This is a genomic window from Streptomyces sp. Z26 (assembly GCF_003665095.1).
In the GTDB taxonomy this organism is placed as follows: domain Bacteria; phylum Actinomycetota; class Actinomycetes; order Streptomycetales; family Streptomycetaceae; genus Streptomyces; species Streptomyces phytohabitans.
In genome coordinates, this window is sequence record NZ_RCHV01000002.1 from 1,553,603 (window position 1) to 1,575,302 (window position 21,700).

General features: G+C 73.6%; 20 protein-coding genes, 2 tRNA genes and 1 pseudogene. 14 read left to right on the forward strand and 9 right to left on the reverse strand.

Going from position 1 to position 21,700, the window contains the following annotated elements:
- Nucleotides 1-414 precede the first annotated feature (414 nt).
- From D7M15_RS06825 to D7M15_RS06835, 3 genes are all read left to right on the forward strand, one after another.
- A complete protein-coding gene (locus tag D7M15_RS06825; RefSeq protein ID WP_121520354.1) occupies nucleotides 415-642 on the forward strand; it encodes a Trm112 family protein in 228 nt (75 codons plus the stop codon).
- Nucleotides 639-1,400: an FkbM family methyltransferase gene (locus tag D7M15_RS06830; protein ID WP_121516669.1), complete on the forward strand. Its 762-nt coding sequence runs from the start codon at nucleotides 639-641 to the stop codon at nucleotides 1,398-1,400. Before D7M15_RS06825 ends, D7M15_RS06830 begins: the two co-directional genes overlap by 4 nt.
- 85 nt (nucleotides 1,401-1,485) lie before the next feature.
- Entirely contained in the window at nucleotides 1,486-1,701 is a 216-nt protein-coding gene (locus tag D7M15_RS06835) for a hypothetical protein (RefSeq protein ID WP_121516670.1), read from the forward strand.
- Nucleotides 1,702-1,781: 80 nt separating this feature from the next.
- Here the strand turns inward: D7M15_RS06835 and D7M15_RS06840 are convergent, their stop codons facing one another.
- Nucleotides 1,782-2,936: a Ku protein gene (locus D7M15_RS06840; protein ID WP_121516671.1), complete on the reverse strand. Its 1,155-nt coding sequence runs from the start codon at nucleotides 2,934-2,936 to the stop codon at nucleotides 1,782-1,784.
- 30 nt (nucleotides 2,937-2,966) lie between these two features.
- Here D7M15_RS06840 and ligD point away from each other — a divergent pair, with 30 nt between their 5' ends.
- Nucleotides 2,967-3,854: a non-homologous end-joining DNA ligase gene (ligD, locus tag D7M15_RS06845; RefSeq protein ID WP_121516672.1), complete on the forward strand. Its 888-nt coding sequence runs from the start codon at nucleotides 2,967-2,969 to the stop codon at nucleotides 3,852-3,854.
- A gap of 75 nt (nucleotides 3,855-3,929) precedes the next feature.
- Here the strand turns inward: ligD and D7M15_RS06850 are convergent, their stop codons facing one another.
- On the reverse strand, nucleotides 3,930-4,226 hold the full coding sequence (locus D7M15_RS06850) for a YtxH domain-containing protein (RefSeq protein WP_121516673.1): 297 nt from the start codon (nucleotides 4,224-4,226) through the stop codon (nucleotides 3,930-3,932).
- 165 nt (nucleotides 4,227-4,391) lie between these two features.
- Between D7M15_RS06850 and D7M15_RS06855 the strand changes: the two genes are divergently transcribed.
- The 3 genes from D7M15_RS06855 (at nucleotide 4,392) to D7M15_RS28165 (ending at nucleotide 5,219) form a co-directional block, all read left to right on the forward strand.
- A tRNA-Asn gene (locus D7M15_RS06855) sits at nucleotides 4,392-4,464 on the forward strand.
- A 341-nt stretch (nucleotides 4,465-4,805) separates the two neighbouring features.
- Nucleotides 4,806-4,879 (forward strand) — tRNA-Ile (locus tag D7M15_RS06860).
- Nucleotides 4,880-4,895: 16 nt separating this feature from the next.
- Nucleotides 4,896-5,219 carry a hypothetical protein gene (locus tag D7M15_RS28165; protein WP_127201714.1) on the forward strand — a complete coding sequence of 108 codons (324 nt, stop codon included), beginning with the start codon at nucleotides 4,896-4,898 and terminating at the stop codon, nucleotides 5,217-5,219.
- Between the two features lie 264 nt (nucleotides 5,220-5,483).
- Here D7M15_RS28165 and D7M15_RS06865 read toward each other — a convergent pair whose 3' ends face one another.
- Nucleotides 5,484-6,494: a hypothetical protein gene (locus D7M15_RS06865; RefSeq protein WP_121516674.1), complete on the reverse strand. Its 1,011-nt coding sequence runs from the start codon at nucleotides 6,492-6,494 to the stop codon at nucleotides 5,484-5,486.
- A 117-nt stretch (nucleotides 6,495-6,611) separates the two neighbouring features.
- On the opposite strand from D7M15_RS06865, the gene D7M15_RS06870 reads away from it, so the two are divergent.
- Nucleotides 6,612-7,313 carry a TetR/AcrR family transcriptional regulator gene (locus D7M15_RS06870; protein ID WP_121516675.1) on the forward strand — a complete coding sequence of 234 codons (702 nt, stop codon included), beginning with the start codon at nucleotides 6,612-6,614 and terminating at the stop codon, nucleotides 7,311-7,313.
- Between the two features lie 15 nt (nucleotides 7,314-7,328).
- A pseudogene (locus D7M15_RS06875) lies at nucleotides 7,329-7,577 on the forward strand (lantibiotic dehydratase); the annotation flags it as partial.
- Nucleotides 7,578-7,613: 36 nt separating this feature from the next.
- Here D7M15_RS06875 and D7M15_RS06880 read toward each other — a convergent pair.
- Nucleotides 7,614-8,132, reverse strand: coding sequence for a GNAT family protein (locus D7M15_RS06880; protein ID WP_121516676.1), 519 nt, complete (start codon nucleotides 8,130-8,132; stop codon nucleotides 7,614-7,616).
- 263 nt (nucleotides 8,133-8,395) lie between these two features.
- Here D7M15_RS06880 and D7M15_RS06885 point away from each other — a divergent pair, with 263 nt between their 5' ends.
- A complete protein-coding gene (locus D7M15_RS06885) occupies nucleotides 8,396-10,372 on the forward strand; it encodes a sialidase family protein (RefSeq protein ID WP_121516677.1) in 1,977 nt (658 codons plus the stop codon).
- A 59-nt stretch (nucleotides 10,373-10,431) separates the two neighbouring features.
- Here D7M15_RS06885 and D7M15_RS06890 read toward each other — a convergent pair whose 3' ends face one another.
- A complete protein-coding gene (locus D7M15_RS06890; protein WP_240649164.1) occupies nucleotides 10,432-10,971 on the reverse strand; it encodes a polyketide cyclase in 540 nt (179 codons plus the stop codon).
- A 237-nt stretch (nucleotides 10,972-11,208) separates the two neighbouring features.
- Between D7M15_RS06890 and D7M15_RS06895 the strand changes: the two genes are divergently transcribed.
- Nucleotides 11,209-11,853, forward strand: a complete 645-nt coding sequence (locus tag D7M15_RS06895; protein WP_121516678.1) for a lysophospholipid acyltransferase family protein — start codon at nucleotides 11,209-11,211, stop codon at nucleotides 11,851-11,853.
- Between the two features lie 123 nt (nucleotides 11,854-11,976).
- Here the strand turns inward: D7M15_RS06895 and D7M15_RS06900 are convergent, their stop codons facing one another.
- Together D7M15_RS06900 and D7M15_RS06910 are read right to left on the reverse strand one after the other, a co-directional pair.
- Nucleotides 11,977-15,150, reverse strand: coding sequence for an ABC transporter substrate-binding protein (locus D7M15_RS06900; RefSeq protein WP_165906165.1), 3,174 nt, complete (start codon nucleotides 15,148-15,150; stop codon nucleotides 11,977-11,979).
- A 310-nt stretch (nucleotides 15,151-15,460) separates the two neighbouring features.
- Entirely contained in the window at nucleotides 15,461-16,015 is a 555-nt protein-coding gene (locus tag D7M15_RS06910; protein ID WP_127201715.1) for a hypothetical protein, read from the reverse strand.
- A gap of 422 nt (nucleotides 16,016-16,437) precedes the next feature.
- Here D7M15_RS06910 and D7M15_RS06915 point away from each other — a divergent pair, with 422 nt between their 5' ends.
- The 3 genes from D7M15_RS06915 to D7M15_RS06925 all read left to right on the forward strand — a co-directional run bounded on the left by D7M15_RS06915 (nucleotide 16,438) and on the right by D7M15_RS06925 (nucleotide 20,051).
- Entirely contained in the window at nucleotides 16,438-17,958 is a 1,521-nt protein-coding gene (locus D7M15_RS06915) for an LLM class flavin-dependent oxidoreductase (RefSeq protein WP_121516682.1), read from the forward strand.
- A 162-nt stretch (nucleotides 17,959-18,120) separates the two neighbouring features.
- Complete coding sequence (locus tag D7M15_RS06920; RefSeq protein ID WP_121516683.1) at nucleotides 18,121-19,419, forward strand: NAD(P)/FAD-dependent oxidoreductase; 1,299 nt, start codon at nucleotides 18,121-18,123, stop codon at nucleotides 19,417-19,419.
- Between the two features lie 89 nt (nucleotides 19,420-19,508).
- Nucleotides 19,509-20,051 carry a flavin reductase family protein gene (locus D7M15_RS06925; RefSeq protein ID WP_121516684.1) on the forward strand — a complete coding sequence of 181 codons (543 nt, stop codon included), beginning with the start codon at nucleotides 19,509-19,511 and terminating at the stop codon, nucleotides 20,049-20,051.
- Here the strand turns inward: D7M15_RS06925 and D7M15_RS06930 are convergent.
- Nucleotides 20,027-20,827: an IclR family transcriptional regulator gene (locus D7M15_RS06930; RefSeq protein ID WP_121520358.1), complete on the reverse strand. Its 801-nt coding sequence runs from the start codon at nucleotides 20,825-20,827 to the stop codon at nucleotides 20,027-20,029. The two genes, D7M15_RS06925 and D7M15_RS06930, sit on opposite strands and share 25 nt — an antisense overlap.
- Before the next feature lie 136 nt (nucleotides 20,828-20,963).
- Nucleotides 20,964-21,614, reverse strand: coding sequence for a response regulator transcription factor (locus D7M15_RS06935; protein WP_121516685.1), 651 nt, complete (start codon nucleotides 21,612-21,614; stop codon nucleotides 20,964-20,966).
- Nucleotides 21,615-21,700 lie beyond the last annotated feature (86 nt).

Here is a 21,700-nt window from a genome sequence, read left to right on the forward strand (position 1 = left end):
GGCGGCGGCCGGGACGCCGACGGGCCGGGCGCGGCGGAGCGGGCGGCGGAGCCGCCGCGCGTCGTCGGGCGCCCGCTGTCGGCGGCGGGCCCGACCGCGCGGGCGCTGCCCGCGGGGGCGGCGCCGCCCGCGCTGCCGCGGCGGCGGCCGGGGCCCGGACCGTTGCCGGGGCCGTGCCCGCGCCCGTGCCGGGGGACGGGGGCGGGGACGCGGGCGCGGAGCCGGTGGGCGGGACGGAAGCGGAACGGGAACCGGAGCCCGTACCGGAAGCCCCGCCGGAACCGGAGCCCGACCCGGAGCCGGAGCCCGACCCCGCCGCGGCCCCGGAGACAGCCCCCGACCCCACCCGTACGACCTCCTCACCCGCCGATCCACCACCGGCACCGCCCGCGTCCCGCAAGGAAGGCCACCCGCATGTCGCCCGATGACCCCCTGCTGAAGATCCTCGCCTGCCCCCTCGACAAGGGCCCGCTCACCCTGCTCCAGCCCGAGGAGGTGCTCTACAACCCCCGGCTGCGCCGCAGCTACCCCATCGTCGACGGCATCCCGCAGCTCCTGCCCGCGTCCGGCGAGCAGGTACGCGACGAAGAGCACACGCAGTTCCTCGAACGCATCGCCGCACCGGAGGAGCCTCCCTCGTGACACTCGCCGCCCGCCTCGCGCCCCACGTACCGCCCCGCGTCCTGGCCACGGCCACGGACCTCCTCTACCCGCGCTTCGAACCGGAGTTGGGCCGCCTCGACGACTTCTGCACGAGGGGCGGCACGGCGGTGGACATCGGCGGCTGGTTCGGCCCGTGGACCCGCCGCATGGCGGAGCGCGCCGACCGCGTCGTGACCGTGGAACCCGTACCGCACCTCGCCCGGCGGCTGCGCGCCACCACCCCGCCGCACGTCGAGGTCCTCCAGGCCGCCGCCACCGACCACGCGGGCACCGCCACCCTGTGGCTCCCGCCGGACGGGCGCGGCGACCGCGGCGTCTCCTCCCTCGTACGGCGCGACGTGCACGAGACCACCGTGGACGTGCCCTGTCTACGCCTCGACGAACTCGCCCTGCGCGACGTCTCCCTGGTGAAGATCGACGTGGACGGCAGCGAACTCGCCGTGCTGCGCGGCGCGGAGGAGACCGTCGTACGCGAACAGCCCGCCCTGTTCATCGAGTTGGAGGCGCGCATCCAGCCCCTGGAGCCGGTGCTCGACCTCCTCGACGCGCACGGCTACACCGGCTGGGTGCTGCCCGCCCAGGACTGGCTGCCGCTCGCGGACTTCGACCTCACCGCCCACCAGGCACGCACCTCGCACGTGGCCGAGGACGGCCTGCTGCGCCGTACGCTGGCGCCCCACCGCCGCTACGTGAACTCCGTACTCTTCCTCCCCCGGGGCCGCCGCCCCGGCGCGTGACCGCCGGAACCCGGCAACGCGACCCGCGGACGAACTGCCCGGACGAGGCGGTGCGTCCGCGTTCCCACGGTGCGACCCTGGAGGGATGACAGCACTCGTCCTGGGCCTCCTCGTACCGGCCGTCAGCATCGCCTGCGCCTTCGCCATCCTCCACCGCCGACGGCGCCGCGACGCGGCCCCGGCCACGTACGCCGACACGGGCCCCACGGCGACGGACGCGGGCCGCGAGGCACGGCGTACGGCTCGACTGGGCCGCCGTACGGAGCACAGCGGCGTCCGCGACGGCTTCCGCACCAGCTGACCCGCCCGGCGCGCGCCGCCGCGCGGCCGTCACGCCGAGTGGTCGGTGCCCTCCCCGGCGGCGGGAGACGCCCGTACGCGTCAGGCGGACTTGCGCGGGGTGCGCTTGGCGGCGGACCTCGCCGGGGACCCTGCCGCGGACTTCTTCGAAGTCGCCCCCGTGGGCGCCGACTTCTTCGCGGTCGTCTTCTTCGCGGCGCTCTTCTTCGCGGCCGTCTTCTTCGCGCCACCCGACGCGCCGGACCGTGAACCGGTGGACTTCGACGCGGACTTGGTGGCCGCCGACCCCGAAGCGGCCTTCTTCGCGGGTGACTTGGCGGCGGACTTCGTGCCCGTCGCCTTCTTCGCCGCCGTACGCTTCCCCGCCGCCTTCCCCGCACCGCCCGTTTCCGTCCCCGCCCCCGTACCGCCCTGCTGCCGCAGTTCGTGGACCGTCGCCGCTCCGCCGTCCTCACCGCGCGACTGCCGGGCGGCCTGTACGGAGTTCTCCAGTACGGCCATCAGGTCCACGACCGTCCCCGTCGACTCGGCGGGCGCCGCCACGCCCTCCTCGGGCACGGTGCCGCCCTCCTTCGCCGCGACGAGCGCCTCCACCGCCTCCCGGTACTCGTCGTGCAGGTCCTCCGTGTCCAGCTCCCCCAACGTCTCCATCAGCGTGTCCGCCAGGTCCAGCTCCGCGTCCCGTACGGCGATGCCCCCGCCCGGCGCCATCCCGTCCGCCGACCGGATCTCGTCCGGCCACAGCATGAGGTGCAGGGTCAGCGTGTCCTCGTAGACCCGCAGCATCGCCAGGCTCTCCCGGCCGCGCAGCGCCAGCTTGGCGACCGCGACCTTCCCGGACCGGCTCAGCGCCTCGCGCAGCAGCACGTACGGCTTGTCGGCGCTCGTACCGTCGCCCGCCAGGTAGTACGAGCGGTCCAGCCGGATGGGGTCGATGTCCTCGGCGGGTACGAACGCCAGGATCTCCACGGTCTTCGCCGTGGGCAGCGGCAGGGACGCCAGCTCCTCGTCGGTGAGCTGGACGTGCGTACCGTCGGCGGTCTCGTACGCCTTGCCGATCTCCCCGCCGGACACCTCCTCGCCGTCCAGCTCGCACACCTTGCGGTAGCGGATACGGCCGCCGTCGGCGGTGTGCACCTGCCGGAACGACACGCTGTGGCTCTCCGTGGCCGAGAACACCCGGACCGGGATCGAGACCAGTCCGAACGAGATGGAGCCCTTCCAGATGGAACGCATCCTCTGCCCCTTCTATGGGACGCTCGGAACATGCCCATAGCGGACATCGAAGGCCACCGGGTGCCACTCAGCAACCTGGAGAAGACCCTCTATCCGGCCACCGGCTTCACCAAGGGCGAGTGCGTCCACTACTACGCGTCCGTCGCGGACGTGCTCCTCCCCCACCTGCGCGACCGGGCCGTCTCGTTCCTGCGCTGCCCGGACGGCGTCGAGGGCGCCACGTTCTTCGCCAAGCACGTACCCCCGGGCACCCCCGACTGGGTGACCCGGCGCGAGGTCACCCTCCGCGGGGGCACGACCGCGCGGCAGATCGTGCTCCAGGACCTCGCCTCGCTGGTCTGGGCCGCCAACCTCGCCGCCCTCGAACTGCACACGCACCAGTGGCGCACCACTTCCGCGCGCCGCGCGGACCGCCTCGTCCTCGACCTCGACCCGGGCGAGGGCGCGGGCCTGCCGGAGTGCCGCGAGGTCGCCCACTGGCTCCGCGCGCGGCTCGCCGCCGACGGGCTGACCGCCCTCCCCAAGACGTCCGGCGCGAAGGGCCTGCACCTGCTCGCGGGGCTCCGGCCGACGGACTGCTCGGAGGTGTCCGCGTACGCGAAACGGCTGGCCGTCGAGGCCGAGGCGGCGCTGCCCGACCTCGCGCTGCACCGGATGACCAGATCGCTACGGGCCGGGAAGGTGTTCGTCGACCACTCGCAGAACTCGTGGGCGAAGACCACGGCCGCCCCGTACACCCTGCGCGCCCGCTCCCACCCGACGGTGTCCGCGCCCGTCACGTGGGAGGAGTTGGCGGCCGCGGAGAGCACCGAAGCGCTCGTACCGCACGCCGGAGACATGGCGGAACGGCTGCGCCGGCACGGCGACCTGCTGGCGCCCCTGCTCGCCCCGCCGGAAGCACAGCCGCCCCTGCCCTGACGGCTCCGCCTCCCCGCGCCGGTACCGGCGCTGTCACCGGCACCGGCACCGGGCCCTCAGCGGGTCGTCAGCAGATCACGCGCCGCTGGTCCCCCAGTCGTCGTCCACGGGCGTACGCCGGTCGCGCAGCGCCTGCACCTTCTCGGTGACGGACTCGGGCAGCCGGTGACCGACCTTCTCGTTGACGGAGTCGAGAGCCTTCGTCGCCATGTCGCGCCCGTTGTGCGCGGCGGACTCGGCGGCGTTGCGGACGGCGGGGTTCTGCGCGAACTGCTGCGCGCCGCTCCGCATCTGCTCGTAGCGGTCCCTGCCGGAGCGCGTACCGAGTACGTAGCCGACGGCCAGCCCGGCGAGGAACGTGAGGCGATGCATGGGACACCCTTTCCTTGGTCCTGGTTCCAGGGGTTCCCAGTTTCGCGCGCCCCGGTCGCGGCGACCGACACCGATACCGATTTCGGCGCAGCCCCCGGCATGCGCTAATGTATTGCCCGCAGCGAGGGAAAGCCCCCCGGTCACCCGGGAAGGCGTTCCGATCGATCCCCTGTAGCTCAATCGGCAGAGCAGCCGGCTGTTAACCGGCAGGTTACTGGTTCGAATCCAGTCGGGGGAGCACCACACCACGAAGGGCCCTCCGGGGCCCTTTCGTCGTGTTCCGTCCCCCGTCACCTGACGCGGACTCAGCCGCCCCTCCCGCACGCACCCCACACGTACCCCGCACCTCCCCCGTACGGCCCAGCGAACGGGCCCCGGACGCGCGCCGGGGGCACGGCGGGAGCGGCACACCGTACGGGGCAAGGGGAGCGCGCGGAGAACGAACCCGCAGGTGACCGGCGTTGCACGGGTCCACGGCGTCAACATCGCGAGCGGTGTCCCCCCGGCACGGGCGGGAGATCGTATGAGCGGCTATGCTGCGGCAGACGGCGCGTACACCTGTGCGCGGCACGCCGTTACGGGGCGGTAGCTCAGCCGGTTAGAGCAGCGGACTCATAATCCGTCGGTCGTGGGTTCGAGTCCCACCCGCCCCACTCCAGCACGTGGCGCGTGACCTGCGAAAATGGCTTCGCGGTCCGGTCGGGTGGGCGCATTCACCGCACGAACGCCGCACCGGCGCCGGCCTCTCGATGGCCTCCCTCGCATGGCGACGTCATAACCACCGAACACCTCGGCGGGGCCTCCTCGTTCGCGGCGATGCGGCGCACCGGTGGGACCCGAAACGGGAGGACCCCACGTGCGCCCTTCGACGACGAAGGCGTAGCGGAACGCTTCCGCGATCTCGTCACCGGCCACCGGCAGCGGTGGCTGCCCGGCTGGATCGAAGGACTCGGGTTCGCCGAGCCGGACGAGCACTTCGTCGCGATCACGTGAACCAGTGGACTCTGGACCCCAAGGGTGGGAACGCGCGGCTGGTCGCCGTTCGACCGCCACCTCCTCACCGGGATCGCCAAGGAGCAGTCCGCCGCCGTGCTTTCGTACGGCGTGTACGCGCCCGCACTCCTCTCCGAGCCGACCGCGCCGTGGCTCGGCGTGGCGATCGAGCGCGCACAAGGGCACCTCGGCGCCGTACAGGGCAAGTCCCAGTCGCGGCCGACGCGGCAGGCGAAATCGGCTGGGAATCCCGTGCGGGACCGGTCAGTTCCGGTATCGCTGGGCCACTGCCGTGAAGGCGGCCTTGGGTTCCCATTCCATGTCGGGATAGGTCTGCCCCCGGCGCCCTTCGAGGAGTTTGACGATCCCCAGGCTGGCCCGGTCCAAGTCGTCCCCGGGATCGCCGTCCGGGCGGTGCGGATAGCCGGGCAGGGAGAACAGGAAGACGAACGCGCTGTCCACGCCCTCGGTGTCGAAGATTTCCAGCAGTTCGCTCAGATACGCGGCCTGACCGGCTTCGTCCCGCTCGTACATGCCTTTCAGTCGCACAGGCGTCCTGGTCCGCGGGTCGTGCTCGACCACTTCCAGTACGCGTCCGCCCCGGTCGCCCGCACCACGGTAAGCGGCGGTGCCGAACCCGGTGATGGCGAGCGGCTTCGGGCCTCGGGCCAGGGTGCGTACCGCGTCCCGGAACCGGTCGGCGACCTCGGCGGAGCGGATCAGCTCGAACGTCACCAGGTCGAAGGGAGTCCAGTCGACCTGCTCGAACTGAATGGCCGCGTAGGTGAGCTTGCCGTGAAAATGCTCGCGGACCGTGGCTGCGGCATCGCGGAGGAACCCGTTGACGCGCACGCCGAGCTCACGCATCGCTCCGGCCCGTCGCCCGGGCTGGCCCATCAGCCGCTCGACCCGTTCCTCGGGGCTGTCCCCGGGCAGGAAGCCACGGTTCATCACGCTCAACTCGACCCCCGTGACGAGCACGACGGCGGCCCCCTGCCGTCGGAGCCGCTCCGCTCGCGCGGCGCAGTCCCGGAGCAGCGTGAGGATCTGCTCCGGGTCCAGTTCCAGTGGATAAGGCGAGAACCAGACCTCCAGGCCCAGCTCCGCGGCGGCACCGGCGGCCAGCTCCAGTCGGTCCGGGTCGCCTCCGATGATCTGCACCGCGTCGCAGTGCAGGTCGTCGCGGATGATCGCGAGCTCGCGCCGGACCACCGCGGGGTCGAAGTGCTCACGTGACATCCGGCCGTGCACGACGAACCCGGTGTCGTAGGTCATGCCTCTCGCGCGCATGGTGACGTCCTCTCCGTCGGTCTCGAACGGGTCGAGACTGACAAGAAAAGTGCGTGCACGCAAGTTTGCGTGTACGCAGTCCGGTCTGGGACGCTGAGCACCGTGACGACACCACCGCCGGGACTGCGGGAGCGGAAGAAGCAGGCCACGCGTGAGGCGCTACGCGATGCGGCCCTGCGCTTGGCCGTGGAGCGCGGGCCCGACCAGGTACGGGTCGACGACATCGCCGAGGCGGCCGGGGTCTCGCCGCGCACCTACAACAACTACTTCGCCAGCCGCGAGCAGGCGATCGTCTCCGCTGTCACCGCGGACCGGGAGACCCGGATCGCGGCGGCGGTCGCCGCCCGACCCACCGGCGTACGCCTGGCGGACGCCGTCACCGAAGCCGTGGTCGAGCAGTACACGAACCCCGGGGAGCGCGAGCAGCAGGCGTTGTTGTTGTTCACCACCCAGACCACGTTGCGCGACGCGTTCCTCGACGCCGCCGCCGACATCGAGCCCCCGCTCACGGCGGTGATCGCCGAACGCGTGGGTGACACCGGAGCGCACACAGCCCGCGTTCTCGCGGCCAGCGTGGCCGCGGCGGTTCGCGTCGCGCTGGAAGGCTGGCTCGTACCGGCCGGGAACGCGGAAGCCACCGCGAGTTCCAGCCCCGGAGGTCTCGTCGTGCCCTCGGGCTCGCTGCCCGACCAACTCCGCGCGACGCTGGCCCCACTCGCGCCCGCGTTCGACGCGGCCGACAAACGCAGGGACAGGTCTGCCGGGGAACGCTTCGAGAAGGCCGCCCCTCCGGCGAAGACCTGACCACCTCTTCACGTCGACGTCCGCCCGGACGGCGACCTCGTCCTGCCACACGCGGTCGCCCGCGAAGCCGAGCGCGCCCCGACGGCGATGGCCCGGATCACCCCGTACCCCCACGGGGCGGCGGCGTGGCAGGACTACCGGTCCCGGTTCCCGGAGCGGTACAGCACCGGAACCGTCGTCCCCGTACGCGAGTTGACCGACCCGGACACCGGCCTCGGCCTCCCCGTCGGGTACCGCGGCACGGTCCTGCCGACGGGTGGGACGGGTAGGTTTCGGTCGCGTGGACGCAGGGCCGACGTGTCAGGCCTCGGCGCGCAGGATCGAGTACAGGGCCATGTCCCGCCACGCGCCGTCGCGGAAGCAGGCGCCGCGCAGGACGCCCTCGCGGGTGAAGCCGACGCTTTCGAGGGCTTTCTGTTCCGCGACGTTCATCGTCTCCGTGCTCGCCTCGACGCGGTTCACCCGGGTGTGCGCGAACAGGTAGCGCACGAGGAGGCGTTGGGCCTGTTTGCCGTAGCCCTTGCCGCGTTCGGCGGTGAGCAGCGAGATGCCGATGTTCCAGCACGGGGAGGCCGGGCCCTGGAACACCTGGTGCCACTGGACCTCGCCGAGGAACCGGCCGTCGTCGTACGTGGCGACGGCCAGGCGTCCGCCCTCCGCGCCCAGGAACCCGGGGTCGGCCCACTGCCGCCGCAGCGACCCGGGGTTGCGGAAACCGAAGAAGCCGAAGTCGCCGGACTCGTCCGGGCCGCCGTGCAGGTGCTCCAGCAGGTCGAGGTCCGGCTCCAGGAGGGGGCGCAGTCGCACGGTGTCAGCCATGCCGCTCAGCCTAGGGTCCGCCCGGGTCCACCGCCCCGCCCACCCGACCGGCCCCCTCCCCCGGGTGGCGGCTCCCGCTCCCCCGCCGGGTCGCCAACGCCCTTACCGCACAAGGACGTTGAGGAGAGCCGTCCCCGTACCGGGTCGCGCCCGGCGCCCCGTGGGCCGAGTGCGGCGCCGCGCGGGCGGGCATCATGCACAGGCACGCCTCGTCGTCCGGACATGGGATGTGATGTCCGGTAGATCGGCTGAAGGGACGCACCATGCCGTCGATCCTCTCCACGATCACCCGTACCGGACATCCCCCCACCAGCGCACGCACCCGCGCCTTGCGTACCCGGCGCCGCGCCGCCCTGTCGCTCGCCGTGGCGGTGCTGGTGTCACCCGACGTGACCGTACGGGCCACCGCGGCGGACGAGGGCCCGGCGGGGGCCGGTGGCGGCTTCGAGCAGCAGGTGCTGTTCAAGGCGTCCCAGGACCCCGGCTACGCCTGCTTCCGCATCCCCGCGGTCGTCCGCACCGTCGAGGGCACCCTGCTCGCCTTCGCCGAGGGGCGCGTCGCGAACTGCGGTGACGCCTCCGACATCGACCTCGTGCTCAAGCGTTCCCACGACGGCGGGCGCACCTGGGGCGCACTCCAGGTCGTCGACGAGGGCGGGGGCGACACCCACGGCAACCCGGCGCCCCTGGTCGACCGCGAGTCCGGCCGGATCGTGCTCGCCACCACGTACAACGAGGGCCGCGACGACGCCGGTTCCTGCGACACCCCGTGCGACCGGACGCCGCACCTCCAGTACAGCGAGGACGACGGCGCCACCTGGTCCGCGCCGGAGGACATCACGGCGTCCGTACGGCCGCCCGGCTGGAACTCCTGGTACGCCACCGGCCCCGTGCACGGCATCCAGCTGACCCGGGGGCCGCACGCGGGCCGCCTGGTGTTCGGCGTCAACGCCGAGACGTACGAGGGCGACCGCGTCACCGCCAACCACGCCGCGCTCCTGCACAGCGACGACGCGGGCCGCAGCTGGCGCGTCGGCGCCGTGGACTCCTGGCCGACGGGGGACGACCGGTCGTTCCGGCAGAAGCCCTCCGAGGTGACCGTCGCCGAACGGAACGACGGCTCCGTGTACGTCAACGGCCGCGAGCAGGACGGCACCGACCTCGGTCACCGTACGTACGCGGTCAGCCGCGACGGCGGCGCCACCTTCGACCACCCGTTCCGCGCCCAGCCCGACCTGTACGCCCCGATGGTGCAGGGCGCGCTCCTGCGGGAGGGCGGCGAGCCGGGCGACGGCCGCGACCGGATGCTGTTCTCCGCGCCCGCCGACCCGGACCGGCGCCGGACGATGACCATCCGCTCCTCGTACGACGAGGGGCGCACCTGGGAGGGCGTCGACCGCGGGAAGCAGGTCACCGCCGACTGGTCCGGCTACTCGGACATGGTCGCCCTCTCCGACGACGAGACGGGCCTGCTGTACGAGGGCGGCGCCGTCGACGCGCGGGACGAGATCCGCTTCGCGCGCTTCACCGACGCGTGGCTGGGGCCGCGGCGCGGACCCGACCCGCGTACCCCGGACCTGGCGCCGTCCGCCGAGGGCGCGGCGGTGCTCGGGGGCGCGCGGGCGACGGACGGGCGGTTCGGGCGGGCGCTGGCGTTCGACGGGAAGGACGACGCCGTACGGCTCCCGTACCGCGATTCGCTGCGGCTGGGCTCGGGGGACTTCACCGCCAGCCTGTGGTTCCGCTACCGCGCGACCTCCGGCGACCAGCCCTTCCTGTGGATGGGCGGGGTCGGCGCGAACAACCCGCAGATGTGGGTGCGCGGCGAACCCGACCGGGGCCGGGTCACCGCCCTCGTCACCGCCGCCGAGGGTGTCACGCCGGAGGGCCGACCGGCGGTGCGTACGGCGACGGTGGGCACCGGCGAGGCGTACAACGACGGCGCGTGGCACCACCTGGCGCTGCGGCGCGCGGGCGGCCAACTGCGGCTCGCGGTCGACGGCGCGCAGACGGCGGCGCCGGACGTACCGGGGACGGTGAGCCTCAGCTCGACGTTCGGCGTGCACCTGGGGCAGAAGGCGGACAGCCGCGGGTGGCTGGACGGCGCGCTGGACGAGGTGCGGGTGTACGACCGGGCGCTGTCCGACGCGGAACTGGCCGCGCTCCGGGAGACCGGCTCCCCGGACTCCCCGGGCGCCCACCCGTCGGTCCTCCGGCTCCCGTTGGACAGCGCGGGGTAGTCCCGGGGTCGCGGACCGGGTCGGCGCGCGGATGTACGGGGAGTACGAGAGCACCGAGGTCAGGGGGGTGGGGTCGTGGTGGCGAGGGTGGAGAGGTGGGTGAGGGAGTCGGTGAGGTGGTGGGGGCCGAGCATCGGGAAGCGGAGGTACGCGCGGACGGAGTCCGGGACCGCCGACCAGTCGTAGGTGAGGGTGACCGCCGTCGTGGACGGGTCGAGGCGTTCCAGGTCGTAGCGCCAGTACCAGCCGCCGAACTCCAGCTCGCCGTCGTCCCGGCGGTAGCCGGTGAACCAGCCGACGGCGCGCGGCGGTTCGTACACGTGGACGCGGTTGACCACCTCGTAGGTGCCGTCGGGGTGGCCGGAGTGGTACATGCCCATCCGGAAGAGCTGCCCCACCGCGGTGAGCGGCGCCAGGTCCACCGGCTCCTGGACCCAGCCGGTGCCGTCGATCGCGGCGTGCGCCGCCGGGTCCGCCAGCACCGCGAAGACCCGGGCGGCGGGCGCGGGGACGGTCAGGGTGGCGCTCACGTGCTCGTCGGTCCCGTCGGTCTCCTGGGTCACGTGGGTCTCCTGGGTCACGTGGGTCTCGTCGGTCATGCGGTGCACGCTCCTCTTGTGTCGCGGCTTCGGGCGGGCGGGCCCCCGGTCTCTGTGTGGACCGTGCGGCGGGGCGGGACTCATCGGTCCGCGTACGGGTTCCGGGCGGGCCCCGCGTTCGTACGACAGCGGCGAACAGCTCAGCGCGAGCGAGTACGGCTACTCATGCCCCGGGCACGGCGCGCGGCCGACGATGGCCGACAGCCCTGCCGAGTACGGGAGTACGGGAGTCCGCCCATGATCAGCCGTATCGCCGACACCCTCGTGTCCGCCGCCGCGGGTCGCCTCACCGTGACCGCCGACGCGGGTGCCGAGGTCGTGCCGGGGAGCATCGTCGTCGCGAACCACACGTCGTACGTGGACCCCGCCGTCGTCTTCGCCGCGCTGCACCGCCTCGGCGTACGGCCCGTCGTCATGGCGGCGGCGGAACTGTGGCGCGTGCCGGTGCTCGGGCGGGCGCTCGCCCGCGAGGGGCACATCCCCGTACGCCGCGGCGACGCGCGCGCGGCGGACGCCCTGGAGCGCGCCGCCGAGGCGCTGGGGCGGGGGCGCGTCGTGCTGGTCTATCCGGAGGGCGGTCTGCCGACCCGTACGGACGTGGCGGAGGCGGCGCCCCGCGCCTTCCGCAGCGGGGTCGCCCGACTGTCGCAGCGGTCCGGCGCCCCGGTCGTGCCGATGGGGCAGGCCGGTGCGCGGCGGGTGGCGTCCGGGCGCGTACCGAAGCAGCTCGCGGGCGTGTGCACGGCGCCGCTGCGCCGACCCGCGCTCCACGTGCACGTGGGCATGCCGCTCGCCCTGCCCGGTGACCGCGCCGCCGCCACGGAACGCGCGCGGCAGGCGCTGACGGCGGCATGGCGTACGGCGGCCGCCCGGCTCGGCTGATCCGGCGCGCGGGAGGGGCGGGCCAGGAGGGGCCAGCCGCCAGGACCGGTCCGTACGCGGCGGGCGCGCTGAACGCCGCGTACGGTGCGCGGCCGGCGGGCCCGTGCGCGTCCGGTGGTCCGCCTACTCCCCGATGTCGCACTCCTTCTCGGTCAACGGCTCGGTGTTTCCCGCCATCCGTTCGCAGACGACGGTCGCGTCGTACGTGCCCTTGCCCGGGTTGGCGATCTTCATCAGCGTGATCCCGTACCCGTCGCGGGTGCCGTGGAACGGCATGGCGGTGAAGTCGATGGTGCCTGTCGCCAGGCCGCCGACCTTCTGGAGGCGCAGGTTCGCCCACGTCTCCGCCTTGCCGCGCGGTCGGCCGCCCGCGGTGGCGGCGCGGTAGAGCACCTCGGTGGCGTCGTGGGTCAACGCCGTCTGCCCGTTGGAGAGATCGGGAGAGGCGAACGTCGTCCCCGGTCTGACGCGGAGGCTCTCGCGCTGCTCCGCGGGGAGGCCCTTCAAGCGCTCGTAGAAGTCGGTGTGTTCGGCGGCGGGCCGCAGGGCGGTCAGCGTCGGGTGGTACAGCGTGACGTTGTCCGCGACGTGGGTCTCCTTCTGTGCGAAGCCCGCCTTGGAGAGGTCGTCGCCGCCGAGGATCGCGATCGGCTCGCCCTCGCAGTCGGGAGAGCTGAGCCCCTCCATGAGCGGTCCGACGTCCTCGGAGCGGCCCGCGAAGTACACCACCCTCGACACGTCGCCCCGTCCGCAGATGTCCGCGGTCTGGTCGTCCAGGTTGGCGCTGCCGCCGGGCAGTTCGTAGTCCGGCAGCACCTTCACGTCGTAACCCGCGGCGTCGAGCATCGTCGTGGCGTACTTCTTCTGGTCGCGGGTGTACTGGTCGTGGCTCGCGGGCGCGCGGGCGAGCACGACGGCCCGCGGCCGCTCCGGCCGCGCGGCCCCGGACTTCTTCCCGCCGCCGGGCGCGGAGCGCCGTGCCAACTGCTCCGCGACGAGTTGGAGCTGCTCGCTCTGCCACTGGTCGGTGGCGGCGAGTCCGAAGAAGTTCGGGTAGTCCTCGGCCAGCTTGGTGCCGGAGTTGGTGCCGGAGACCACCGCGAGCGACGCCTCGCGGAACATGTCCTGCACCTCGCGGCTGTCGGTCATGTTCCGGCCCATGCCGACGACGCCGACGATCGTCGGGTCGCGGCGCGACAGTTCGACGACGCGCTCGGCCATGGCCCGCTGGTTGTACATGTCCCGGCCGCCGCTGGCGACGAGGATCCGCAGCTTCACGGACTTGCCGACCTTGGCGCGCTGCACGGCGTACGCGCCGCGCAACTCCTGGAAGCCCTTGACCAGTTCGTCGCCGTCGCCGCCGAGTGGACCCGCGTAGACGATGGTCACGTGGCGGTCGCCGGCGATCTCCTCGTTGGTGTCCCGGATGAACCCCTGCACACTGCGGGAGTTCTCCCCCGCGAAGGTGACCGAGCCGGTGGCGACGCCCACGCACTCCTTCTCCCGCTTCGGCTTCCGCCCCCGTTCCTCCTCCGTGCTCACGACCTGCTCCCAGCGGGAGTCGCGGTTGATCCCGCGCAGGTCCCCGTCGCAGAACTCGTCGCCCCGCTTCCGGTCCTCCCACGCCGCGCCGAGCGCGCCCGCCGCGAGCACCACCACGAGCGCGGGCAGCGACCACAGCCAGGTCCAACGGGGTCTGCCCGCCCGCAGTTCCGTGCGGTGGGTCCTCAGGTCGGGCACGGCGGTGGCGCCGTCGTCCACCGGGACGCGGAACACCCAGGGGAGGTGGGCGACGCCGATGCTCGGCGCCTGGTTCACCCGCCGCTCGTGGTTCCACGTCACGTACCACTCCGGGAGGGACGCCATCGGGCCCGCCACCGGGCCGCCGCCCCCTTCGGGGGTGGTCAGGCGGTGGCTGTGCTCGAGGTCGTCCACGTGCGCGCCGCGCACGGTGGCCACGACGAGCAGCGGGTCCAGCTCGCTGCGGATGCTGCGGATGTCGCTCAGCGCCTTGATCAGCTCGATGCCGCCGTTCTCGTAGTCGGCGCCGGGCAGCAGCAGGACGGGCGGGGTCGGCCGCTTGCGTCCCCGCAGGTCGAGCCCCCACACGTTGTGGGCGTCGCGCAGGTCCTCGCGCAGGGCGTGCATCCGGAGGTGGAGGTGGCGGCGTTGGGCGGCCTCACCCTGCGGGGTCAGGGAGTCGGACGGCGGGCCGTCTTCCCGCAACAGGCCGCTGTCCGAGATGTCGTCGGCCACGGCGACGAGGCGCTGCCGGACGGAGCCGGGCGGCCACAGTCTGAGCAGGTGCCACGGTCCTCCCTCGCCACGGTCGGCGTGCGGGCCCTGGTCGAGATACGTGGTGCCGAGGAACCAGCGGATCTCCCGTCGCCTGCCGAGCAGCAACGGTGCCCGGCCCAACAGCGCGCCGAGCACGAGGGCCAGCACGACGAGCAGCACCACGGCACCCACCAGCAGGTGGGCGGGCCACTCCGCGACCAGCGCGGTCACGAGCACGATCAGCAGCGCGGGCAGCGTCTGGGAGCTGTCCTTGAGCGCGTCGAGCAGGCGGGCGGAGGTGCGGCTGCCGTTGGGGCGCCAACCCAGCCCGTTCAGCTCCTCCGTGAGGTCGAACACGTTCCAGGTGCCGTCGTGCTTCGCGACCGCGTTCTCGATGACGGTGAGGAGGTCGCTGCGCGGGAAGGCGTAGCGACCGTACTGCTGCCCCTTGGCCACCCAGTGGTCGTCCGCCAGGCAGGAGGGGCGTGGTGTGTCCTCCGGCGGCTCCGCGCCCGAGCGGGTGGCGCGGGAGGGGGACCGCTCGGAGGCCGTCCGGGCGAGGTCCTGGACGAGGTGCAGGGCGCGCATCCGGGCGCGCCACGCCCTGGCCCCGGCGTGGTCGTCGGGGGCGGGCTCCGGGGCGCCGTCGGCGTCGGGTCCGGGGGCCGGATCGCCCCGGCCGTCCGGGTTTCCGCCCTGGCCGCCCTCACCGTCGGAGGGCGACTTGCGCAACGTGGCGTACGGCACCCCTCCGCTGCGCAGTTTGGCGGCCAACCCTTCGAGGGCCTCCTCGACCTGGACGTCCGGATGGGCCCCCGGGTCCGCCGGGGCCGCCGGGCCGTCCGGCGCCTCCGGGTCTTCGGGGGTCGCGGGGTGCCGCGGCGCCACGTGCAGCACCAGCTGCGGCAGCGCCATGGGATTGCTCCTGCGGAACGCCTGGAACAGCACGTTCAGCATGTCGGTCGACTGCCGGGCCGCGACGGTGTGCCACTTCCGCTCCGGTCCCCCATGCGTCGTCAAGCGAGCCTCCCCCGTAGCAGCGGTCGCGAAGTCGACCGAGCCGTACGTACCCTCTTGGACACAGAGCGTATACATCACGGCTACGGAACGACCGGCCCCACCGAGGCCCTCGGACCGCTCCGGAAGCGGATCGTCCGAAGCCCGTTCCGTGGTCAACGGCCCCGTACCCTCGGGCGATTCACCGGAAGCGGACATTCCCCCGACATTCGTACACCACTCGTACGAGTGACCCAACGCCCCGACCTCCGTGGGAACTTGGCCGAATGCGGTAGGTCCGCAGCCGCCCGTACGCCGTGCCGTGCGCGCCCCGCTACTCGCCCGCCGCGCGTGCGCGTCGCCTGCGTTCGCCCTCCTCCTCGTCCCTGCGCATCCGGTCCTCGATGCGCAGTTCGTGGCCCTCGTACGCCTCGACCGCCCGGGTCCAGCGGGGTACGGGTTCCGGCGCGCGTTCGCCGTCGAGGCGTGCCTCCAGGCAGCGGCGGACGTCCTGGCGGGCGAGGAAGAGCAGGCTGCCCGCGTTCTCGTCGGTGCCGTCCTGGAGGTACTCGCCGTCCGTGGAGGCGTGGGCGACGAGGGTCACGGACGCGGTGAGGCGTTTGCGCAGTGCGCGGTCGCGGATGGCCAGCACGCCGGCGAGGCACTCCTCCTCGAACTCCACGCGGGCGGCCCGGTCACGCACCGTGTCCGGGTCGACCCGGACCGCGCGGAGTTGGGCCAGGAGCTGGGCGGCGCCCGCCTGTTCGGCTGCTTGGCGGCGCCCCTTCCGGGTGTCGCGGACGACGAGCAGCGTGCCGTAGAGGGCGATGGCGGCGCCGAGCAGGGTGGGGACCAACGCGGCAAGTGCTTCCTGGAGTTGTTCGACCATGACCCAAGTCTGGCCACCAAGGCCCCGGTTGGGGGCCGGGCGCCATCGACCGGCGCGGGACGTACGGGCCCGACGCGTACGGTCACGGCACGGTGCGCGTAAATGAACGTCGCGTTCACTTCTTCGCACCCACAAACACCCCGCACCCGCGTCCGGCACACCACCCCGACCCGCGGCAGTACGCACCCCCTCCTCCGCAACCCTCCACGTCCACGGTCGTTTCCAGCCTCGATCACCAGGCCCCGACCGGGCGTCGCCGGACCGGGTGGACGCGTGGCGCCGACCCGTTGACACAGCCCGGACGGAGTGCTGAACATGAACGTGGCGTTCGCATGCTGAACGTTTCGCGGTCGAACGCCCGCTGCGCCCCTGCGGCACCCACCCCGCGGGAAGCCTTCTCGTATCCGTTCTGGAGGTCCGGGATGAGCAACGAGCCCCTGAAGCTGTTCGCCTTCGACGTCACCGCCCCCGCCCATCTCACGGCGGGCTCCTGGCGCGACGTCGCCGACGCGGGCATGCGCTACACCGACCTGTCGTACTGGACCGGCATCGCCCGCATGCTCGAAGAGGCCCGTTTCGACGGGGTGTTCTTCGCCGACACCGTCGGCTGCCACGACGTGTACGGCGGTTCGCCGGACGCGGCCGTACGCGACGCCGCGCAGTTCCCGATCAACGATCCCGCACTCGTCGTCCCGGCGATGGCCGCCGCTACGCGCCACCTGGGTTTCGGGGTGACGGCGTCGCTGACGTACGAGCAGCCGTACGCGCTGGCGCGCCGGATGAGCACGCTGGACCATCTGACGGCGGGCCGCGTGGCCTGGAACGTCGTCACGTCGTACAGCGAGTCCGCCGCCCGCAACCTCGGGCTGGCCGGGCAGATCCCGCACGACGAGCGGTACGACATGGCGGAGGAGTACCTGGAGGTCTGCTACAAGCTGTGGGAGGGCTCCTGGCAGGACGACGCCGTCGTACGGGACGCCGCGTCCGGCACGTACGTCGACCCGCGCCGCCTGCGTCCCGTCGGGCACCGCGGCCGGTACTTCGACGTGCCCGGCGTCCACCTGTGCGAGCCGTCGCCGCAGCGCACACCGCTGCTGTTCCAGGCGGGCGCGTCCGCGCGCGGGCTGCGGTTCGCCGCGCGGCACGCGGAGGCCGTCTTCGTGAACACGATGACGCCCGAACTCACCCGCCGTGGCGTCGAGAAGACGCGCGCCGCTGTCGTCGAGGCGGGGCGCGACCCGCGGAGCGTGAAGGTGTTCGCGCTAGTCACGGTCGTCGTGGCGCCGACCGACGCGGAGGCGTGGGAGAAGTACGAGCGGCACGTGCGGCACGCGAGCTACGAGGGCGCGCTCGCCCGCTTCTCCGGCTGGACCGGCATCGACCTGAGCGGCGTGGACCCGGACGCGCCGCTGGAGTACGCGGCGGTGGACGGGGTGCGCTCGATCGTGGACATGTTCTCCCGGGCGGACCCGTCGCGGCGGTGGACGGCGCGGCAGATCGCGGAGTTCCTCGGCGTCGGCGGGACCGGGGCGACGGTCGTGGGGTCGCCCCGTACGGTCGCCGCCGAGCTGCGCAGGTGGCGGGACGTGGCGGACGTGGACGGCCTGAACCTCAGCTACGCCACCAAGCCCGGGAGTTGGGAGGACTTCATCGAGCTGGCGCTGCCGGAGCTGCGCGACCAGGGGCTGGTCGGGGAGGGCGGCGGAGCGCGGGACGGCGGCGGTACGGCGACCCTGCGGGAGGGCTTCTACGGCGCGGGGCAGCGGCACACCCTGCCCGACCACCCCGCGTCGCGGATTCGCGCCTCCGCGCGCGCGGAGGCGGAAAGCGCGCGGAGGGAGGCGGAGAACGGACACGGCGACGGCACCGGCGCGGGACCCAGAGACGGCGCGTCGTCCGCGTACGCGCCGCTCGCCGGGTCCGCCACCACACCGCCGCGCTGACCGTCCGGCCCGGACGGCGCGCACGGCCCGTCCGACGGAGCAGCGGCAGGACGGGGCAGCGACAGGACGGGGCCGACGCACACAGCGGGACGGCGCGCGGAGGGACCGGGGGAACGGCGCGGACAGGGGCACAGCGGGGCACGACCGGAGAGGGGAAACGCGATGGCAGTGACACCGGACACCGACGTGGTGATCGTCGGCGGTGGCGTGGCCGGGCTGGTCGCCGCCCGGGAGTTGGGGCGGGCCGGGCGGCGCGTCACGGTCCTGGAGGCGCGCGACCGGCTCGGCGGCCGGGTCTGGACCGACCACCGGCTCGGCCGTGACCTGGAGATGGGCGGCACGTGGCTGCACTGGACGCAGCCGCACGTGTGGGCGGAGATCACGCGGTACGGGCTCGGGGTGACGCGCGGCCCGCGCGCGGAGACGGCGTACTGGCTGGCCGGGGGCGAGGTGCGTACCGGTTCGCTGCGGGACTTCATGGACCTGATCGACCCGGGCATGCGCCGTCTGCTCGCGGACACCATGGACCTGATCCCCCGCCCGTGGGACCCCGTCGCGCACGAGGGGCTGGCGGCGGCGGACGCGTGGAGCGTACGGGACCGGCTGGACGCGCTGGGGCTGTCCGTCGAGGAGTACCAGGCCAACGAGGCCGCCTGGGTGGGCCACTTCAACGCGCCGCTGGACGAGGGCGCGTACGTGGGCGCGCTGCGCTGGACCGCCGCGTCGGCTGGGCACTGGCACCTGATGCACGAGGCGTCGGCGGTGTTCCGGCTGACGGACGGTACGCGCGCGCTGGTCGACGCGCTGGCGGCCGACAGCGGCGCGGAGATCCGTACGGGCGCCCCCGTACGCGCCGTCGAGCACGGCGGGCCGGAGGCGCGCGTCCACCTCGCGGACGGGACGCAGGTCACGGCGGGGGCCGTGGTGGTGACGCTCCCGCAGAACATCCTGGACAGCGTCGCGTTCACGCCGCCGCTGGGCCCGGAGAAGCGGGCCGCCGCGCGGGAGGGGACGGCGTCGCGGGGCGTGAAGCTGTGGATACGGGTACGCGGGCCGCTCGCGCCGTTCTTCGCGTACTCCTCGGGGGCGCACGCCCTGTCGGTGGTCCGCACCGAGTACCTGGGCGAGAACGACGCCGTCCTCGTCGCCTTCGGCGCCGACGCGCGCCGCATCCGTACCGACGACGTGGACGCCGTACGGGACGCGCTGCGGGTGTGGCGCGACGACCTGGAGGTGCTGGAGGTCACCGGGCACGACTGGATGGCCGACCCGTACGCGGGCGAGACGTGGCTGATGCAGCGGCCGGGCCAACTCACCTCGTACCACCGGGGGTTGCGGCGCCGCGAGGGGCTGTTGCACTACGCGGGGAGCGACAACGCCGACCTGTGGGCCGGTTTCGTCGACGGGGCGGTGGAGAGCGGCCTGCGGGTGGCGCGGGAGATCACCGGACCGCCGGGCTGACGCCCGTACGCACAGCGACACACGTGCACCCGAGTCGGGGGGCACCGGCACACACGCACACCGGCACGACAGACCGAAGGGAAGCCGCCATGATCACCACGACCACGACGACCGCCGCGACCGAGTACCGCGCCGACGACCAGCTGGACTTCCGCCACGTCATGTCGCACCTGCCGACGGGCGCCGTCGCGGTGGCGGGCGTGGCGGCGGACCCGGAGACGGGGGCGGCACGGGCCGCCGGGCTGATCGTCGGCACGTTCCAGTCGCTGTCGCTGGCGCCGCCGCTGGTGACGTTCAGCGTGGCCCGCACGTCGGGGAGTTGGCCCCTCGTACGCGGCTGCGGCACGTTCACGGCGAGCGTGCTCGCGGAGGGGCAGGACGCGGTGTGCGGGGCGCTGTCGCGCAAGGCGGGCGACAAGTTCGCCGGGGTGGACTGGCACCCGTCGCCCGAGGGGGCGCCGCGCGTCGGCGGTGCCGTCGCCTGGATCGACTGCGTGTGGGAGCGGGAACTCGACGGCGGGGACCACGTCATCGTGATCGCCCGCGTGCTGCGCATGCGCACCGGTCCCGGCGAACCCCTCGTCGTGCACCGGGGCCGCCTCGGCGGCTACCGCGCGCCCGCCGCCGCCTGACCCTCCCAGCCGGGCCACAGCAGACGTTCGAGCTGCTCCATCGCGTCCCGCATCCGCTGGAGCGTGGCGGGGATGCGGTCGCGCCCGAAGCGGTAGCGGGGGCCGTCGACGGTGACGACGGCCACCAGACCGCCCGCCGAGTCGTGCAACGGGCGGGAGACGGACAGCAGTCCCTCCTCCAGCTCGTTGTCGATGACGGAGTAGCCCTGCTCGCGGACCTGCCCCAACTCCTTGAGCAGGGCACGGCGTTCACCGATCGTGTCCGGGGTGAACCGTTCCAGCTCCTCCGGGAGCAGTTCGAGCAGCGCCTCCTCGTCGAGGGAGGCCAGCAGGACCTTGCCCCCGGCGCTGGCGTGCAGCGGCCAGCGCTGCCCGATCAGCTGGCCCACCGAGACCCCCACCACGTGGGAGCCCTTGGCGGCCGCGATCAGGTCCAGCTCCCGCGCCGGGGTGGGCACGGACAGCGTGACCGTCTCCTTCACGTCCTCGGCGAGCGCGTCCAGTACGGGCTGGATGCGGCCGACGAGTCCGGCGTACGGGTCGGCGCGGCGCGCGAGGCGGGAGAACTCCCAGCCGAGCGAGTACTTGCTGTCGCTGCGGTCGACGAACCCGGTCTGCTCCAGGCTGTTGAGGATGCGGAACGCCGTGGGCCGCGAGAGGCCCACCGCGCTCGCCAGCTCGGTGACCGTGGCGCCCTGCTCGTGGCGCGCCAACTCGCGCAGGATCAGCGCCCCTTTGACGACCGATTTGTTGGTCAGTCCGTCCGCATCGGACATCGCGTCCACCGCGCCTCTCCCCGTCGCCTTCCCCGTCGGTCGCCACCGGCTGTCGATCCTACGCGGGACGCCGTGTACGGCCCCGGCGCCGCCCGCCCCGGCGTCCCGGCACCCGCGCGCGTCAGCCCGGCCCGCGTCAGCCCAGGCCCGCGTCGCGCGCGAGCAGGGCCGCCTGGACGCGGTTGCCGCAGCCCAGCTTGGTGAGGATGCGGCTGACGTACGTCTTCACCGTCGACTCGCTCATGTGCAGCCGGGCGCCGGTGTCCGCGTTCGACAGGCCCTCCCCCAGCAGGGCCAGCACCTCGCGCTCCCGGCCGGTCAGCACCTCCAGGCGCCGCCTGGCCGTCTCGCCGCGCTCCGCGTCGCCGCCGGAGGCGAAGGTGTCGGCCACGTGCCGGGTCGCCACCGGCGACAGGTACGCGCCGCCCGCGGCGGCCGCCCGTACCGCGTGGATCAGTTCGTCCGGCGCGGAGTCCTTGAGGAGGAACCCGGCGCCGCCGTCGCTGAGGGCGCGCAGCACGTTGTCGCGCTCCCCGAACGTCGTGAGGATCAGCGCCCGTACGGAGGGTGCCGCGCGCCGCAGTTCGGCGAGGGCGGAGAGGCCGTCGAGGACCGGCATCTGGATGTCGAGGAGGGCGACGTCGACCGCGTGGCGCAGGGCGAGGTCGACGGCCTCCCGGCCGTTGCCCGCCTCCTCGACGACCTCGATGCCGTCGTCGGAGTCGAGGATCATGCGGATACCGGCCCGTATCAGCGGCTCGTCGTCGGCCACGAGGACCCGGATCACTCGGCCTCCAGGGCGGTGGTGGGGTGGGGTGCACCGGGGTGGGTGGTGCGGGTGGGGGACGACCGTAGCCTAGGCCATGGCCGCGC